The organism is Pseudarthrobacter sp. NPDC059871 (assembly GCF_042731175.1).
Lineage (GTDB): Bacteria > Actinomycetota > Actinomycetes > Actinomycetales > Micrococcaceae > Arthrobacter.
Map to the genome: position 1 here is coordinate 1 of NZ_JBHWJV010000015.1, position 17,100 is coordinate 17,100.

Sequence of the window (17,100 nt, forward strand, 5' to 3'; positions counted from 1 at the left end):
ACCGCGTGCCGCCACGACATCACCCCTGCCGCCAGCGCACCCGCTACCGCCGGCATCGCGCAGACTTTCCGGGACTGGCTGATGAACGCTGCCGCCGCGCCCGGGCTGAGCGTCAGCACCCCGGCGAGCTCCGCCGTCGTGGACATCTCCACAAACGCCCGCTCCGACCCCGTGGCGTCCGGCGGCGTCATCGCCTCCTGGAACTCCGCGAACTCCGCGGCGTCCCGAGCCTTACCCGCCGCCACTTGGGCCTCCACCTGCTTCCACAACGCCAACCGCTGCAGCCGAACCTCAGACTTACGCTCCAACACATCAACCGTTTCACGGGCCACCGCTTCAGGGTCGGTCCGGTCCAGCCCGACTTCCTCAAGAAACAGCGCATCGAGGCCAGCGACAGAGGCCCGAAGACCCTCCACCACTGCCGCTCCAGCCACTGCGTTTCCCATACAGGCATCATCGCGCGAGGGTCTGACATTGATGCCGGAACGTGCAGCCACCTCGGACGGACCGAACTCAAGGCGGTCCCGGTTCCGACGCCGGGAACGCCACCGTAAGCAGCTACGCTCCGGTACCGGCGGCCGGTCCCCCGGATCCATGCCAAAGGCAGGCGTCCACGTCGAACGGCAGGAGCTGGTCCTGCTCAGCCATCAGGTTGGCCCCATGGGCGGTGACGCGGCGCATGAAGTGCCGCCTGCAGAGGGTCTCATACCCCACCACCGGGATGTGGTGGCCGGCCACAGCAACGACTCCGTCCACTGCCATGTCCACGTCGCCCACCACCACCTGGGCACCCTCGGTGACCATGACGCCGTCCACCGTCCTGGCATTGTGTGTGGCGCGGCGCCCGCACCAGCACAAAGCCTCAACCTGCAGGACCTGGACGCGGTCAGCAAGTTCGATCAGCCGCTGCGAGCCCGGAAACAGCCTGGTCCGGAAGTCCGCAGTGATCCCGAACGCGAAAACGTCCACGTCGATCTCGTCCACCACTTTGGCGAGCTGCTCCACCTGCTCGGGCGTGTAGAACTGCGCTTCGTCGCAGATGAGGTAGTCGACACGCTGGCCGTGGGTCCGCCGGCGCATGACTTCCTCCCAGAAGTCCGTGCCGTCCACCACCTCGACGGCGTCGGTTTCCAGGCCCAGTCGGCTGGAGATCCGTGATTCACCCGCACGGTCATTCCGGCTGAACCGTACGCCGCCGCGGCCCCTGACCCGGTGGTTGTGGTCCATCTGCAACGCGAGGGTGGACTTGCCGCAGTCCATCGTGCCGGAGAAAAAGACGAGTTCAGCCACGGCGGCGGCCACCCTTGCCTCCGCCGGCGGTGAGGCAGAGCAGTGGAACTTCGCGCTCCGCCTTCGTCAGGGACCCGTGCTGGCCCACTACTTCCATGGCGGTGGGGCGGCTGCGCCGGGTGTCGTAGAGCGCCAGGGAATCCCGGGCGGCGATCATCACGTCGCCGATCCTGCCTTCGACGGCGGGCCGCACCGCACCGAAGAGTCCGGCGGCCACAGCTTCGTCCCGGGTGAAAGCCCAGACTTTGCTGCCGAAGCGGTTCCGCCAGGCGGCCAGCAGCCGGTCCCTGCCCGCTGTTCCAGCGGTCTCCTCGAGGTAGAGGTGGACCATGCGGGGTTCGCCGGCGGTGTGCCGGACGCCTTCCACCAGTCCAGGCTCGGCGGAGTAATCGATCCGGTGCGGTTCGGGCACATCCAGCATTCCGTGGTCAGCGGTCATCAGGATGGTGGTCCCGGCCGGAAGCGAGGTGCTGAGCCGCTTGACGGTGGCGTCGAGTTCCTCGAGCTGGTGTTCCCACTGCTGGGACTGGCAGCCGTAGCGGTGCCCGGCTTTGTCCAGTTCGTTCAGGTAGAAGTACATCAGCGACGGCCCGCTTCCGGACATGGCCTCCGCTGCGGCTGCGGTGCGCGCATGGGACGTGGTGCCGGAGATGAACCGACCACCGCGCAGGGCTGCGCGGGTCATGGGCGAATCCGCGAACTGGGGAAGGCTGATGGTGGTGACGTCGGCATGTTCTGCCGCCCGTTCGAGCACCGTGGGGTGGGGCTGCCAGGCGTTGGGGTCCACTCCCGGGTCCCAGTTCCCCAGCAGGTTGACCACCTTGTCCTGCTCCGGGTCCAAGACGTCGTAGCCCACCATGCCGTGCTGGCCTGGCGGCAGGCCGGTGCCAAGGCTGGACAGGGCTGCGGCGGTGGTGGACGGAAATGCGGAGTCGAGCCAGACGGGCACATCGCCCTGCCCCGCCTGGATGACCGAGCGGAGGAACGGGGTGTGGGCGGACTTCTGCTTGAGCAGGTTCCGGCCCAGGCCGTCCGCCACCACGACGCAGACCCGCTGCGACGGCGGCAGCTTCAGCGTGTTCTCAAACCCGCCGATTCCGAGGCTGGCGGCGGCGCTGGTCAGCACCTCGGCCACGGAGCGGTGTCCGTAGGCCGGTGCCGGGGGAAGGTCCGACGCCGGTCCGGACAGTGCGGCGGCTGCTGCAGGGGCGGCTTGGGGTACCTGGGGGCGCTCGTCGGGCATCAGCGCTGCTGGTGGCCGCGGCTGAGGCGCGTGCCGAACACACCGGCGCGCGGCCGGGGCGGCAGTGACTGTACGTGGGGTACCGGCGAGGTGGACCCGGTGTTGACGGCCCGCAGTGCGCGGGCAAAGAGCTTCGCGTCCTGGACTGCCTGCAGCCCGTCGGCCTCCGCGCTGATCCGCAGGACGATGTCCTCCTGCGCAATCGTGCCGGTATAGCCGTGGTCCGCTTCGCATTGGGGATCGCCGCAGCTGGCAGGACCCATGTCCAGGCGCTGGCCACCGGACCAGGCGATGGACAGTGTCAGTTCCCGCACGGGATCGGACGGCTTGTAGTTCTGCGGCTGGGCGTACATGTAGCTGAGGACCACCGAACGGATCTGGGCCACGGGAACGGACTCCGTGGAGATCTGGGCAACGATCTGCTCGCCTGCCTCATCCAGCTGCTGGTCGTCCACGTGGGTGATCACCAGCATGTCGGCAGTCAGGACCAGCACCGTGATGTGGCGGCGCACCTCAGCACGGTCGAAGTGGGTTTCCAGGTGCACCAGGTGTGCCACGCAGTCGCGCCCATCCAGGGCGTCGTCCACCACGTCCGCCACGAGGCGGGGATAGAAGCCGGCCTTCTGGAGGGCACCCTCCAGGCTTTGGCCTTGGGAACTGTGGCTGTGTGAGCTGTGGTGGCGGATGGCCTGGTTTTCGTTGCCGGGCGTTTCGGGCGCCGAGGCGGGAGGCTGGGAGCTCATTCCCCCATTTTCACAGATGCGCCGCTCACTTTGCCAACCGCCGGCTCCCCGCAGGGGACAAACGACCGACAAACCCAGGACAGGCGGGCGACAGGATAGGAGAAGCGAGCCACAGGAACCGGCAGATGCCGCGGCGGGACAGCCCGTGGACCACCGTAGTGCTAGCCCCGCATGGCCCGCCGTGCGCTGTCCGTGCGCTGGGCGGCGTTCCCGATCCGGACGTCGGCCGCCAGGATGGTGGCCCCGCTCGTCCCGCAAAGCACGGGGTTGAACTCCACCAGGGCGATTTCGGGGTGGTTGTCCTTCATCCACGCCAGCCGGCCTGCCAAGTCCTCCAGGGCGGAAACGTCGACGGCGGGAAGTCCCTGGTAGCCGAACAGCTTCCGCGCCGCCCGGGGCGCCCGGATGAAATCGTGGACGTCCGCGGCGGACAGCGGCGGCACCCGGTGCGACCAGTCATCCAGCAGGTTCACGGCGTCGCCGGCCAGGCCGAAGGAGATGACCGGTCCCAGCAGCGGGTCCTCAATGGCCCGGAACGTGCACGCCTGGCCTACCGGTGCCATGGACTGTACCTCCAGGGCCGGGTCGCCGTAGAGGGCGAGGGCGCGGCGCATCTGCAGCACATCCCGGCGCAGCGACTCGGCGTCCTGGATGTCCAGGCGGACGCCGCCCAGGTCGAGCCGGTGCCGCAGGGCAGGGTCCGTCGTCTTCACGGCCACCGGCCAGCCGAGGCCCTCGGCGGCCTCCACCGCTTCGTCAGGGGTTTCGAAGGCCGCGGACGGCAGCACGGAAATGCCGTAGTGCCCCAGCAGGGACGCGGCTGCTGCGGGGTCCAGCTGCTTGAGCTGCTCCCCCTTGACGTCGCGGAGCTGTACTTCGAGCTCGGCACGGGCCCGGGCGGGATCGCAGCCCAGCGGTTCCACGAAGTGGCCGTGGTCCCGCGACACCCATTCCGAGTACCTCACCACGGCGGCGAGCGCTGCTACTGCCGCGCCGGGGTTGGAGAAGCACGGCACGGCCTTGTCCGTGGAGCCCACCATGCCTTCGACGTAGACAGAGTCGTCCAGGATGCCGGTGAACGCTGCCACCACGGGCTTGCCGGCCTCGGCGGAGACGTCGGCCAGGGATTCCGCGATGCTGTCCACTGTGAGTCCGCGGGCCGGCAACAGTGCTGCGACGGCGGCATGGACGTGCGCCGGACGCAGCGCCTCAAGCAGCGCTGAGCGAAGGGCGGGCAAGGCCACCGAGCGGCCGGCGTCGAGGTCCACCCCGGTCACCAGCTGCTCCACGTTGAGGCCGTGGTCTGCTGCGCTGTCCGCCACTACCTTGCCCAGCGCCTGAGAGTTGCTGAGGATGGCCAGGCCGGGCCCCGCGGGCAGCGGTTGGCCCGCCACAACTTGGGCTACATCCACCAGCTGCTCGATGGTTTCGACGCGGATGACGCCGGACTGGCGCAGCATGGAGTCCAGCGCCCCGCCCGGCGCCTGGGTGGTGCGGACGGCGTGGCCCGGCGGCAGGCGCAGGCCCATGGTGTCGGACTTGGCCACGATCACCGGTTTGGTGCGGGCCAGGCGCCGGGCGATGCGGGAGAACTTGCGGGGATTGCCGATCGATTCCAGGTAGAGGCCTACGGCGGAGGTGTCCGCATCGTCCTCCCAGTACTGCATGATGTCATTGCCGGAGACGTCGGCGCGGTTCCCCGCCGAGAGGAACGTGGACATGCCTAGCCGCCTCCGGCTGGACGCAGCGTACAGGGAGACGCCAATGGCGGCCGACTGGCTGAACAGCCCAAGCCCGCCGCGGCGCGGCAGAGTGGGCGCCATGGAGGCGTTGAGCCGGATCCCCGGGTGCGTATTGATGATGCCCAGGGAGGCCGGGCCGATGACCCGCATCCCGTTCGCGCGTGCCTGGCGCACAAGGTCCCGTTGCCTCTGAAGGCCGCGTTCGCCGTCGTCCGCGAAACCTGCCGAGGCGATCACCAGGCCTTTGACACCGGCGGCGGCGCAGTCCTCCACCACGGAGGGAACCTCTTCGTACGGCACGGCGATCACCGCGAGCTGCACGGGCTCGGGTACTTCAGTCAACCGGCCGTAGGACAGCATGCCGGCCAGTTCCAGCGCCTCGGGATTGATGGCGTAGGCCGGCCCGGAGAAGCCGCCTTCCACGATGTGCTCCAGCAGTTGGTAGCCCACGGTCCCCCACTTGCGGCTGGCACCGATAACAGCCACGGACGACGGCGTCAGCAGGTCCCGCACGCTCCTCGCCTCGGCGCGGTGCTCGCGGGATTCCATGACGGCCCGTGATTTTTCGGTGGGGTCGATGTTGAATTCGAGGCTGACGACGCCGTCGTCGAAGTGGCGTTTGACGTCATAGCCGGCATCCGAAAACACCATGAGCATTTTGCGGTTCTCGGGCAGCACCTCGGCGCTGAAGCGCTGGATCCCGTTTTCGTGGGCAGCGGCGGCGAGGTGTTCGAGCAGGATGGAGCCGATTCCCCGGCCCTGGTGCGCGTCGGCAATGTTGAAGGCGACCTCGGCCTCGGTGGGATCATCCAGCCGGTCGTAGCGGCCGATCCCGATGATCTCCCCACGCATGGTGATGACGAACGCCACCCGGTCCTTGTAGTCCACCTCGGTGAACCGTTTGAGCTCCTTGGCTGACAGCCGTGCCTTGAAGGCGAAGAAGCGCATGTAAATTGAGTTCTGCGACTGTCCGGTGTGGAAGGTCTGGATGGCCTCTGCATCGGACGGATGGATGGGCCGCAAATGGGCTGTCCCGCCGTCGCGCAGGACGACATCGGCTTCCCAATGTTCCGGATATTCGCCGTCCCCGGGCTGATCCACCATAGGCTTAGCCTAGCCAAAAACTGCCGCAGCGCAGCAGAACCCTGCCCGGCAGCCCCAGTAACCGAAGGATTCACCACCCCCATGGCCCGCCGCCAAAGCCCAGCACCCGTCGCGGACACCACTCCCTTCACGGAGAACATCGTCGACATCGACGTCACTTCCGAGATGGAGGGTTCGTTCCTGGAGTACGCGTACTCCGTGATCTACTCGCGGGCATTGCCCGACGCCCGCGACGGGTTGAAGCCGGTGCAGCGCCGCATCCTGTACATGATGAGCGACATGGGACTGCGGCCGGACCGCGGGCACGTCAAGAGCGCCCGGGTGGTGGGCGAGGTCATGGGTAAGCTGCACCCCCACGGTGACGCCGCCATCTACGACGCCATGGTGCGCATGGCCCAGGACTTCTCGCTGCGTTTGCCCCTGATCGACGGGCACGGCAACTTCGGATCGCTCGACGACGGCCCGGCAGCTCCGCGGTATACGGAGGCCAGGCTGGCGCCCGCGGCCCTCACCCTCACCAACCACCTCGATGAAGACGTGGTGGACTTCGTCCCGAACTACGACAACCAGCTCACCCAGCCGGACGTCCTCCCGGCGGCGTTTCCCAACCTGCTGGTCAACGGTGCCACCGGCATCGCCGTCGGCATGGCCACCAACATGGCCCCGCACAACCTGGTGGAAGTCATTTCCGCCGCCCGGCACCTGATCGCCAACCCGGACGCCACGCTCGAAGACCTCATGCGGTTTGTCCCTGGCCCGGACTTGCCCAGCGGCGGACGGATCGTGGGCCTGGACGGCATCCGTGACGCTTACGCCACGGGCCGGGGGTCCTTCAAGACCCGTGCCAAGGTGGAAGTGGAGCAACTCTCGGCCCGCCGCACCGGCCTGGTGGTCACCGAACTGCCGTACATGGTGGGCCCCGAAAAGGTCATCGAGAAGATCAAGGACGCCGTCAACGCCAAGAAGCTGACCGGCATCAGCGACATCGTGGACCTGACGGACCGCAAGCACGGCCTGCGCCTGGTCATCGAACTGAAGAACGGCTTCAACCCCACCGCCGTGCTCCAGCAGCTCTACCGGTACACGCCGATGGAGGATTCCTTCGGCATCAATAACGTCACGCTGGTGGACGGGCAGCCGCAGACCCTCGGCCTGGTGGACCTGCTTTCCGTCTACGTCAATCACCGCATCGACGTTGTCCGCCGCCGCACCATCTTCCGGCTGGGCAAGAAGAAGGACCGGCTGCACCTGGTGGAGGGCCTCCTCGTTGCCATCGTGGACATCGACGAGGTCATCCAGATCATCCGGTCCTCCGATGAGGCGGCCGCCGCCCGTGAGCGCCTGATGTCCATCTACGACCTCACCGAGATCCAGGCCAACTACATCCTGGAACTGCGGCTCCGGCAGCTGACCAAGTACTCGCGGATCGAGCTGGAGAAGGAACAGGACCAGCTGCGCCGCGAGATCGCCGAACTGGAAGCCATCCTCAACTCTGAGGAACTGCTCCGTTCGCTGGTGTCCGATGAACTCGCAGCGATTGCGGAGGAACACGGCACACCCCGCCGCACCATCCTGCTGGAGTCCGAAGCCGTTTCCCCCACCGTTGCGGCAGAACTTGCCGGCAGCAAGAAGGGCAAGCCCGCTCCCCTGGCCCTGGAGATCGCCGACGACCCCTGCTGGGCCATCCTGACGGCCTCGGGGCAGATCGGGCGTACCAGCAACCAGGAACCACTGGCAGAGGCAGGCCCGCGGAACAAGCACGACGTGTTCACGGCGGTGGTGAAGACCTCAGCACGCGGCGAGATCGCTGCCATCACCTCGCAGGGCCGGATGCTCCGCCTCCAGGTCATGGACATGCCGGTCCTGCCTCCCGTGGCGGGCCTGCCCAACATGGCCGGCGGCGTCCCGGCGAAGGACTTCCTGACACTGTTGAAGGGCGAAACCCTGGTGGCCTTCGCGCCGCTGGACGAGGTTCTTGCCATCGGCACCGCCCAGGGCGTGGTGAAGCGGGTGCAGCCGGACTACCCGCTGAACCGCGAGGACTGGGAAGTCATCGCGCTTAAGGACAAGGATTTCGTGGTGGGCGTGGCACCGGCTGCGGCTGATGACACCGAGCTGGTGTTCCTGACGGCCCAGGCCCAGCTGTTGAAGTTTGCCGCTTCCGCCGTGCGTCCGCAGGGCAGGACGGCCGGTGGCATGGCTGGCATCAAACTTGCCGCGGGCGACCGCGTGACGTTCTTCGGCGCGGTGCGCGCCCAGGACGAGGCCGCCGTCGTGGTCACCATTGCCGGCACCAACGGCGCCCTTCCGGGGACTGCCCCGGGCACGGCGAAGGTGACCGCATTCTCCGAATACCCGGTGAAGGGCCGCGCAACTGCGGGAGTGCGTGCGCACCGGTTCCTGAAGGGCGAGGACACCCTGCTGCTGGCGTGGGCAGGGCATGGGCCGGCCAAGGCGTCGTCGGCCGCGGGCGTCGCCAGGTCACTTCCGCAGGAGCACGGCCGCCGGGATGGTTCCGGTGTCCCCTTGTCCCAGGCCGTGGACGTGGTGGGTGCCGCGATGGCGTGGCCGGAGGCCGCCGCCGGGGCATAAACCGCCCTCGAGGCAAGGTCCGCCCGTCACCACGGCTGTTCCGGATCAGGCTTCCCGGCTCCAGTTGTACGGCGTGGTGGTGGAGACCTTGACCAGCCCGTACCGCTCGAGGATGGGGCGGGAGTATTCGGTGGAGTCGCTGTGGATCAGCGTCTTGCCGAGCCGCAGGGCGGAACGGGCACGCTGTGCGGTGAGGGCCCGGTAAATGCCCTGCCCGCGCCACGGCGCCAGGGTGGCCCCGCCCCAGATGCCGGCGAAGTCCGTCCCTGCCACCGGTTCAAGGCGCCCGGCACTGACGATGCGGCCCTTATGGCCTGCTGCCCACAGTTCGGTGCCGTCGCCGGCGGCCAACCGCCGCAGCAGGTCTTCAGCCCTCGCTTCGGAAACGCCGGCCCCGAAAGCGACGTCCTGCATGGCGCTCACTGCGCGGACTTCTGCTGGCTCGGTGACCGGCCGAAGCCACACCCCGGGCGGCAGGGGAACGTCCGCCACCAGGGCGGCAGCGGCACCAATCATGATCGATTCGGCGTCAGCGGGCACGAAGCCGTGGGCCAGCAATGCCCCGTGCAGCCCCGGCGCGGAGTCGTGCCCGCGGGTCTTCCACTCCACGGACTGCACCGCCGGGTCCGCGCGGAAGTGCGCCACCGCCTGGCCCACCCAGTCCGCGACGACGGCCGCAGGCGCCCCGCCCAGGTCAGCGTAGGTGACGAACCCGCGTCCGCCGTCGAACGTGGCGAGCAGCAGCGGGCCGAGCGGGCGCACTGACCTGGCGCCGGCCACTTCGGGGGCGAGGCGCAGTTGGGAGTCGTAGGCGGCGAGGAACCGTGCAGCGTCCGGGTGCTTCATTGCTTGTACTTTCCGATGGATAGGTGTGCGCGTATCCGGCATCAGATACCGGGCAGTCCGGATTCTCCAGCTGGACGTGCCGCTTCCGGGTCCCGTGACGCGTGCGCCGCGAACGGCCAATGTAACAGCTCTCCGCTTAGACTGCTCCCATGCCTATCGTGCCTGATGAGAAGGACTGGACCTGGGTCCTGGACCGCCCCTGCCCCGATTGCTCGTTCGACCCCTCCACCACCACACCGGCAACGGTCCCCGGCACCATCGAAAACATGTTGCCCCGGTGGCGGGCCGTCCTGCGCCGGCCGGAGGTGGCCGAGCGCCCCGACGACAACACCTGGTCCGCGCTGGAGTACGCCTGCCACGTGCGCGATGTCTTTAGCCTGTTTGACCAGCGCCTGAACCTGATGCTGGACTCCGACGACGCAAAGTTTGAGAACTGGGACCAGGACCTGACCGCCATCGAGAAGGACTACGCCAACGCCGATCCGGCAGTGGTAAACACCGAGCTTGCTGCCGAGGGGCAGCAGGTGGCGGAGTCCTTCGCCGGGGTCCGCGAATCCGACTGGGACCGCAAGGGGCTGCGCAGCAACGGCTCAGAGTTCACGGTCCTGACGCTCGCGCGCTACTTCCTGCACGACGTCGTCCACCACCTGCACGACGTCGACGGATAGTTCCGCTGGCAGCCGGCCCCGGGCGCGTTCGCGTCAGGCCCGCAGCCCCGCCGCTGCCCGGCCGGGCTCCCGGAGTTCGGGGCCCGGCGCGAGCGCCAACCGAACATCCCCGGCCTGGATATCGGCGGCGTGGTGGGTTACCAGCACCACCGTCCGGTCCCGCAGGCCGTCCCGCAGGTCGTGCAGCATGGCACTGGCCGATTCGGCATCCAGGTGCGCGGTGGGCTCGTCCAGCAGGATCACCTCGGCACCGGTCATCAGGGTGCGGGCTACCGCAAGGCGCTGGCGTTCGCCGCCACTGAGGAAAGCACCACCGGGACCAATCCGAGTGTCCAGTCCCGCGGGCAGCCGTTCCATCAGGCCCGTGAGGCCGACGGCGGCAATCACCGCTGCCATGTCCTGTTCCGTCGCGCTCTCCCCCGGCTTGCCCTGTCCAGGGGTGTCCTCTTCACGCCCGTTCGGTACCGCCGCGGCGCGCCCCAGCAGGAGGTTGCCGCGGATGGTGGAGTCGAAGAGGTGGGCCTCCTGCGGGCACCACGCCACCCCGCCCGACACCCTGACACTTCCGGCGGCCGGCGGCAGGAAGCCCAGCAGGACCGAAAGCAGCGTCGATTTCCCCGAGCCGGACGGCCCCGTGACGGCCAGCCAATGCCCGGGCCCGGCAACCGCATTGAGCCCGGTGAAGACCGGTGCGCCGCCGGGCCACGCTGCCGCGAGGTTCGCCAGCTCCAGCCCGGGAACTCCGCCATCACGCGCCGGCACCGGCTGCAGCCCGTCCGTGGTGCCGCCGGCGTTGTCCTGAGCGCCGGATGCGTCAAGCGCCCCGGACGAAGCCACGCGCTGCAGGACCGCGCGCAGTGCGGGGAACTGGCGCACCGCCGTCGTCATGGCCGAGTAGGGCTCCACCAGGGCCAGCAGCAGCAGGACCACGACGGCGGCCAGGGCAGGCTCAATCCGTCCATCCAGGACTGCAGGGGCGGCCAGCCACGCGCTGGCGAGCGCTGCGGTACCGCAGGCGGCCGCGGTGACCGCGTGGCCCAGGCCCTCGGCCCAGGCCGACTGCTGGGAGGCGGCGGTGGCCTTGCGGTCTTCGCTGCGGAGTCCGTCCAGCACCCGCGGCGCCACACCGTTGGCGGACAGCTCTGCCCGGGCATCCAAGGCAGCTGAGATGCGGCGGAGCACGCCTGAGCGCAGCACCTGCTCCGCCGTTGCGGACTTCCGGTCGCCCCAGAGCGCCAGCGCGGGCGCCAGTACCAGGCTGGCCGCGGCGGCGGCCATGGCCGCCGGCAGTGCCGGCGGGACCACCAGCCAGGTGGTTCCCAATGCCAGCACGGCGACCGCCACAGCGGTGACGGGGGGCAGCACCACCCGGGGCAGGAGGTCCCGGACGGTGTCGACGTCGTCGATGACGGTACCCAGCACGTTCCCGCCCTGGAGGAGGCGGCGGAGGGCCAGGGCCCGGCGGCTCAGCGACGCCCACAGCCTCCCCCGGAGCCTGGTAAGCGCAGCGAACACGGCATCGTGCAGCAGCAGCCGCTCCCAGTATCGGAACACGGCCCTGCCAATGCCGAAGAAGCGCACGCCAACAATGGCGCTCAGCAGGTACAGGATGGGCGGCTGCTCGCTGGCCCGGATGATCAGCCAGCCGGACAACCCGGACAGTGCAACCGCGAAGAGCGCTGCGAAGGTACCGACGATGGCGGCGGCAGCGAATTTTCCACGCACCGGCGCCAGCAGCGGAGCCAGTAGTCCCATGACGCCCCGGCCGGGGCGGCCCGCAGTTCCGTGCTTGGCGCTGTCCTCGCGCGGGGTTCCGGTGGGCGGGTATGCAGTGGCCGGGTGCGACGCGGGCGGGGCTGCTGAAGCAACTGCGTGAAGGCCGGTTGCGCCGGCGGAAGATGCCCTGGCGGGCAACGTGCCCGGCTGGTGCATGGATTCCAGCGCCGTGGCACGGCCGCCGACCGGCACCAGCACGTCGGCGAGGCTGCGGGTCCGCTCCTCGTGGGCCACCAGGATCACGGTGACCTTGCCGCGCAGCCCGCGGATGGCGTCCTCCACAGCCTGCGCCGAATCGCGGTCAAGGTGCGCGGTGGGCTCATCCAGCAGGAGCACTGTTGCTCCAGCTTCGATCCTCGCCAGGCCGCGGGCCAGCGCAACGCGCCGCAACTCCCCTGGGCTCAGCTCCGCAGGATGCTTCGCGGCCAGGTGCCCGGCCCCGGCCCTGGCGAGGCAGCCGCGGGCGGTTTCCTCAGCCAGCGCACTGTCGCGGGCGTTGCGGGGGTTGGCGCCGAGGTACAGCAGCACTTCGTCCAGTACTCTGTCGGCCACCAGCACGGGATGCTGCGGCACCCAGGCCACGGCGTTCCGGTCCAGCCCGGCCACCGTCCCGGTAACGGATGCCCCTGCACCGTCCCCGATGGTGCCGGCCAGGACGCCCAGCACGGTGCTCTTACCGGCGCCGCTGGGACCGTCCAACGCGGTGATCCGGCTTTGGGGCGCCTCAAACGTCAGGGGGCCGACGGCGGCGCGGGACCTTCCGCGGTAGGTTACGGCGAGGCCGGTGACGGTGAGCGGCGCTCCAGGCCTTCCCGCCGGCGCGGCAGGCAGTGGCTTCGCCTCGGGGGCGTCCTTGACCTCGGTGACCCCGGCCAGGGCCACCCGGCCGTCGTCGCTGGCGTGGTGCGCCGTGCCAAGTTCCCGGAGCGGCAGGTAACAGTCCGGGGCGAGGATCAGTGCCAGCAGCCCGGCTTCGAGCGGCATGTCGCCGTAGACCAGGCGCACGCCGATGAACACGGCAACCACCGCCACGGAGATGGTGGCAATGAGTTCCAACGCCAGGGCGGACAGGAACGCCGTCCGCAGTGTCCCCATGGTGCGCGAGCGGTATTCCTCGGAGATTTCCTCGAGGGCTTTGCGCTGCGCCGTCGCCCTGCCCAGGCCCACCAGGACGGGCAGTCCCTTGGCGAGTTCCAGCATGTGTGCCGAGAGCCTGGCCAGCGAAGCCTGGGCCTCGCGGACGTTGTCTTCGGTGTAGCGGCCGATCAGCACCATGAACAGCGGGACCAGGGGCACGGTCAGGACGATCACCACTGCGCTGACCCAGTCAGCGAAGAGGATCCTCGCACCGAGCAGCAGCGGAACTGCGGCGCAATTCACCAGCGCCGGCAGGAACTGGGTGTAGTAGCTGTCCAGGGCGTCCAGGCCGCGGCTGGCCAGCACGGCGAGCCCGCCGTCCGCCGGGCCGGTTTCGCGCACCCCGTTGCGCAGCGTCCGCTCCAGTAGCCCGGCCCGCAGTTCCTCCTTGATGCCCAGCGCGGCGCGGCGGGCGGCAACAGCCTGCCCCCACACGGTGATGGACCGCAGGACAACGCCGGCCATTCCCACCGCGATCTGGTCCGGATGTACGGCCTCCCCGCCCGCCAGCCCTGCAAGCGCGGCTGCTACCGCCTGTCCCATCAGGACGAGCGAGAGCGCTTTCAGCGCCGCGAGCAGGCCAAGCCAGTAGACGGCAGCGCGGGTTGCGGGTCCCGGCGGGAGCATGGGCCGCACGTCAGCCCTTGGTGGTGAACGCCTTGACGGCGATGGCAGGCAGGAAGCTGTGGGCCTCCGGAATGGAATCCGTGCTGACCCTGCGGCGGAACACCCAATAGGTCCATGCCTGGTAGGCGATCACGAGCGGAAGTCCGAACGCGGCCACAATGGTCATGAGCCCCAGGGTGTAGTCCGAGGACGAGGCGTTGGAGATGGTCAGGTCAAAGGCGGTGTCCAGGGTGGAGGGCAGCACCACGGGGAACACGGCGCCGAAGATGGAGGCCGTGCCGAGCACCAGGAAACCGCCGAGCGCCAGGAACGCCCGGCCTTCAGCGCCGGCGCGGGCCAGCATCCAGGCGGTGGCGGCGGCCGCTACCGCGAGCACCACGAGCGCCCAGGTCCAGGGTTTGCCGTCCAGGAACTGGATGCTCAGCGCCCAGGCCGCGATAGGAAGGATCAGCACCGGAAGCAGTCGCACGAACCAGGCGCGGGCACGGTGCCGCACCTCGCCGTCGGTCTTCAGGGCAAGGAAGGCCAGCGCGTGGACCAGCGAGAAGCCCACCACGGCTGCGCCGCCCAGTAGGGCGTAGCCGCTGAACCAGGCGAACGGGCCGCCTTCGCGGTCGCCGTTGGCATTCAGGGGCAGCCCGGTGGTGGTCAGGGCCAGCGCGGCTCCCACGCCGAAGGCGGCGAAAAAGGATCCCAGGGCAATGGCCCAGTCCCACCGGGCACGCCAGCGGTCCGTGTCCACTTTGCCGCGGTATTCGAAGGCTACGGCGCGGAAGATCAGGGCAACGAGGACCACCAGGAGGGGCAGGTAGAGGGCAGAGAACAGGGAGGCGTACCAGAGGGGGAAGGCTGCAAACGTGGCACCGCCGGCGGTCAGCAGCCACACTTCGTTGCCGTCCCAGACGGGGCCGACCGTGTTCAGCAGGACCCGGCGTTCGGTGTTGTTCCGCGCGAAGATCTTCATCAGCATCCCCACGCCGAGGTCAAAGCCTTCGAGGAAGAGGTAGCCGGTCCACAGCACCGCAATGGCGATGAACCAGATGGTGGGAAGCAGTTCCATTGTCGAATTCCTCTGCTCTTAGTAGGCGAAGGCCAGGACGTCGTCGGCTGGCTTGGCGCCGCCGGGTCCGCCGGTGCCTGGTGTTTCGTCCTCGTTCCCGTCGGCGGGGACATGGGCCAGTTCGGGCATGGCGGACACCACGCCGCCGCGGATGTACTTCACCAGCAGCTTGACCTCCACCACCAGCAGCACGGCGTAGACCGCTGTCAGGGTGACCAGTGAAGCCACCAGCTCGCCCGCCGAAACCCCGGGTGAGACGGCTGCGGCCGTGAACATGAACACCTGGTCGATGCCGCTGGGATCGGGGTTGGGGGCCACCACGAACGGCTGCCGGCCCATCTCTGTGAAAATCCAGCCCGCGGCGTTGGCGCCGAACGGGGCGAGGATGCCGAAGATGGCAAGGCGCATGAGCCACGGCGATTGCGGCACGGTGCCCTTACGGGTCAGCCAGAGGGCCACCACAGCCGCCATCGCGGCGAGTCCGCCGAAGCCGATCATCATCCGGAAGCCCCAGTAGGTAACTTCCATGACAGGAAGGTATTCAATTTCCTGGCCGGCACGCTCACCGTAGATGGGGTTGTCCGGCAGGTGGGTGCCGTAGTTCTCCTTGTACTCGGGCAGCAGTGTATTCACGCCCTTCACCTCGGTGGTGAAGTCGCCCTTGGCCAGGAAGGACAGGATTCCGGGAACTTCGATGACGGCCACGATGTCGTCGCAGTTCTGGGATCCGATATTGCCGATGCTCAGCACGGAGAATCCGGTGCCGTCGTGGCAGGCCGCTTCCGCTGCAGCCATCTTCATGGGCTGCTGTTCGAACATGAGCTTGCCCTGCAGGTCGCCGGTGACGGCAGTTCCTGCGAACGAGATCATGGCTACCACGGCACCGATTCTCAGGGACCGGATCCAGACGCTGTGGTCTGCCCGGTCACGGCCGGGGATCGAGGCGGACTCGCCGGGAATGACCTTGCCGTCGGCACCCACGGTGTCGATGCCGTCGTGGCGCCGGCGCCACAGGTGGTACCAGGCGATACCCAGCAGGAAGGCACCGGCCACGGCAAGGGCGCCGAAGAGGGTGTGCGGGACGGCAACCAGTGCGGTGTTGTTGGTGAAGACGGCCCAGGCGTCCGTCATGACCGGGCGTCCGTCGATCATTTCGACGCCCACCGGGTGCTGCATCCAGCTGTTGGCCACGATGATGAAGTAGGCGGAGAAGACCGATCCGATCACCGCTATCCAGAGGCAGGCCAGGTGGATGCCCGGCTTCAGCTGCTTCCAGCCAAAGATCCACAGCCCCAGGAAGGTGGACTCGACGAAGAAGGCCAGCAGGGCTTCCAGGGCCAGGGGTGCGCCGAACACATCGCCGACGAACCGGCTGTATTCGCTCCAGGCCATGCCGAACTGGAACTCCTGGACGATGCCGGTGGCAACGCCCATGATGAAGTTGATGAGGAAGAGCTTTCCCCAGAATTTGGTCATCCGCAGATACTCGGGCTTGCCGGTGCGGTGCCAGGCCGTCTGGATGATGGCCACCACCAGGCCCAGGCCAATGGTCAGCGGGACCATCATGAAGTGGTAGACGGTGGTGATGCCGAATTGCCAGCGTGCGATTTCCAAGGCGTCCAACGCGGGTCCCTACTCTAGGCCAACTCAAACTTCTACGTTTCGTAGAAGTTCAACTTCTACAGAGTGTAGAACAACTTGCTGTCCGACGGAAAACGCACCGCCGCTACCAGCATGCGGCTTAACCGCCGGACGCGCCACGTGTTCTACCCAACGTAGAAAGTCCGGCGGTTTCAGGGTAAATTTGAACCTGTAGTTGTTTAACCGTTGAGCAGTCACCGGCGCGGGAAGCGCGCGGTGCGGGGACAAAAAGGAAAAGTGCAATGGCTAGTCTTGGTGAACTGGAACGGGCAGTGATGGACCTGCTCTGGGCGGGCCAGGAAGCAGCCACGGCCAACACGCTGCGGGACCAGTTGGCCCGCACGTCCGCCGCGCAGGGCGGCCCCGGCCATGAGGGCAAGGAACTCGCGGTGACCACCGTGCTCACGGTGCTGTCGAGGCTGGAAAAGAAGGGCCTTGTGGAGCGGGAACGCGGAACCCGTCCGCACCGCTACCAGGCAGTATCCAGCCGGGCGGACCACACGGCCGAACTGATGCACGAGGTGCTGGGGTCGGCTCCGGACCGCGAGGCCGTACTGGCCCGGTTTATTGGATCCGTCTCCGAAGGTGAAGCCGAAACGCTGCGCAAACTGCTGGGTCACGTCTAGCCCAC

Annotated in this window: 11 protein-coding genes and 1 pseudogene; 3 read left to right on the forward strand and 9 right to left on the reverse strand. The window is 68.3% G+C overall.

From position 1 onward, the window contains the following. From ACFV4R_RS18305 to ACFV4R_RS18325, 5 genes and pseudogenes are all read right to left on the reverse strand, one after another. Positions 1-446: pseudogene (locus tag ACFV4R_RS18305) on the reverse strand (HNH endonuclease); the annotation flags it as partial. Positions 447-558: 112 nt separating this feature from the next. Further along, entirely contained in the window at positions 559-1,290 is a 732-nt protein-coding gene (locus ACFV4R_RS18310) for a thymidine kinase (protein WP_377203846.1), read from the reverse strand. Next, complete coding sequence (locus tag ACFV4R_RS18315) at positions 1,283-2,533, reverse strand: alkaline phosphatase family protein (RefSeq protein ID WP_377203845.1); 1,251 nt, start codon at positions 2,531-2,533, stop codon at positions 1,283-1,285. Before ACFV4R_RS18315 ends, ACFV4R_RS18310 begins: the two co-directional genes overlap by 8 nt. Further along, complete coding sequence (locus tag ACFV4R_RS18320; RefSeq protein WP_043793886.1) at positions 2,533-3,276, reverse strand: DUF5998 family protein; 744 nt, start codon at positions 3,274-3,276, stop codon at positions 2,533-2,535. Before ACFV4R_RS18320 ends, ACFV4R_RS18315 begins: the two co-directional genes overlap by 1 nt. Positions 3,277-3,437: 161 nt before the next feature. Next, positions 3,438-6,122, reverse strand: coding sequence for a GNAT family N-acetyltransferase (locus ACFV4R_RS18325; protein ID WP_377203844.1), 2,685 nt, complete (start codon positions 6,120-6,122; stop codon positions 3,438-3,440). Between the two features lie 81 nt (positions 6,123-6,203). Here ACFV4R_RS18325 and ACFV4R_RS18330 point away from each other — a divergent pair, with 81 nt between their 5' ends. Then, complete coding sequence (locus ACFV4R_RS18330) at positions 6,204-8,714, forward strand: DNA topoisomerase (ATP-hydrolyzing) subunit A (protein ID WP_377203843.1); 2,511 nt, start codon at positions 6,204-6,206, stop codon at positions 8,712-8,714. Positions 8,715-8,759: 45 nt separating this feature from the next. Here the strand turns inward: ACFV4R_RS18330 and ACFV4R_RS18335 are convergent, their stop codons facing one another. Next, the gene (locus tag ACFV4R_RS18335) at positions 8,760-9,560 is read right to left on the reverse strand and encodes a GNAT family N-acetyltransferase (RefSeq protein ID WP_377203842.1); all 801 of its coding nucleotides are present in this window, start codon (positions 9,558-9,560) and stop codon (positions 8,760-8,762) included. 149 nt (positions 9,561-9,709) lie between these two features. On the opposite strand from ACFV4R_RS18335, the gene ACFV4R_RS18340 reads away from it, so the two are divergent. Then, the gene (locus tag ACFV4R_RS18340; RefSeq protein WP_091719568.1) at positions 9,710-10,228 is read left to right on the forward strand and encodes a DinB family protein; all 519 of its coding nucleotides are present in this window, start codon (positions 9,710-9,712) and stop codon (positions 10,226-10,228) included. Positions 10,229-10,261: 33 nt separating this feature from the next. Here ACFV4R_RS18340 and cydD read toward each other — a convergent pair whose 3' ends face one another. From cydD to ACFV4R_RS18355, 3 genes are read right to left on the reverse strand one after another with little or no spacing between them, the layout of a single operon-like run. Further along, positions 10,262-13,777 (reverse strand): thiol reductant ABC exporter subunit CydD, encoded by a 3,516-nt coding sequence (cydD, locus tag ACFV4R_RS18345; RefSeq protein ID WP_377203841.1) that lies wholly within the window; start codon positions 13,775-13,777, stop codon positions 10,262-10,264. A 1-nt stretch (position 13,778) separates the two neighbouring features. Then, a complete protein-coding gene (gene cydB, locus ACFV4R_RS18350; protein WP_377203840.1) occupies positions 13,779-14,828 on the reverse strand; it encodes a cytochrome d ubiquinol oxidase subunit II in 1,050 nt (349 codons plus the stop codon). 18 nt (positions 14,829-14,846) lie between these two features. Next, complete coding sequence (locus ACFV4R_RS18355) at positions 14,847-16,451, reverse strand: cytochrome ubiquinol oxidase subunit I (protein WP_377203839.1); 1,605 nt, start codon at positions 16,449-16,451, stop codon at positions 14,847-14,849. A 260-nt stretch (positions 16,452-16,711) separates the two neighbouring features. Between ACFV4R_RS18355 and ACFV4R_RS18360 the strand changes: the two genes are divergently transcribed. After that, complete coding sequence (locus tag ACFV4R_RS18360) at positions 16,712-17,095, forward strand: BlaI/MecI/CopY family transcriptional regulator (protein ID WP_015936823.1); 384 nt, start codon at positions 16,712-16,714, stop codon at positions 17,093-17,095. The last annotated feature ends 5 nt before the right edge of the window (positions 17,096-17,100 follow it).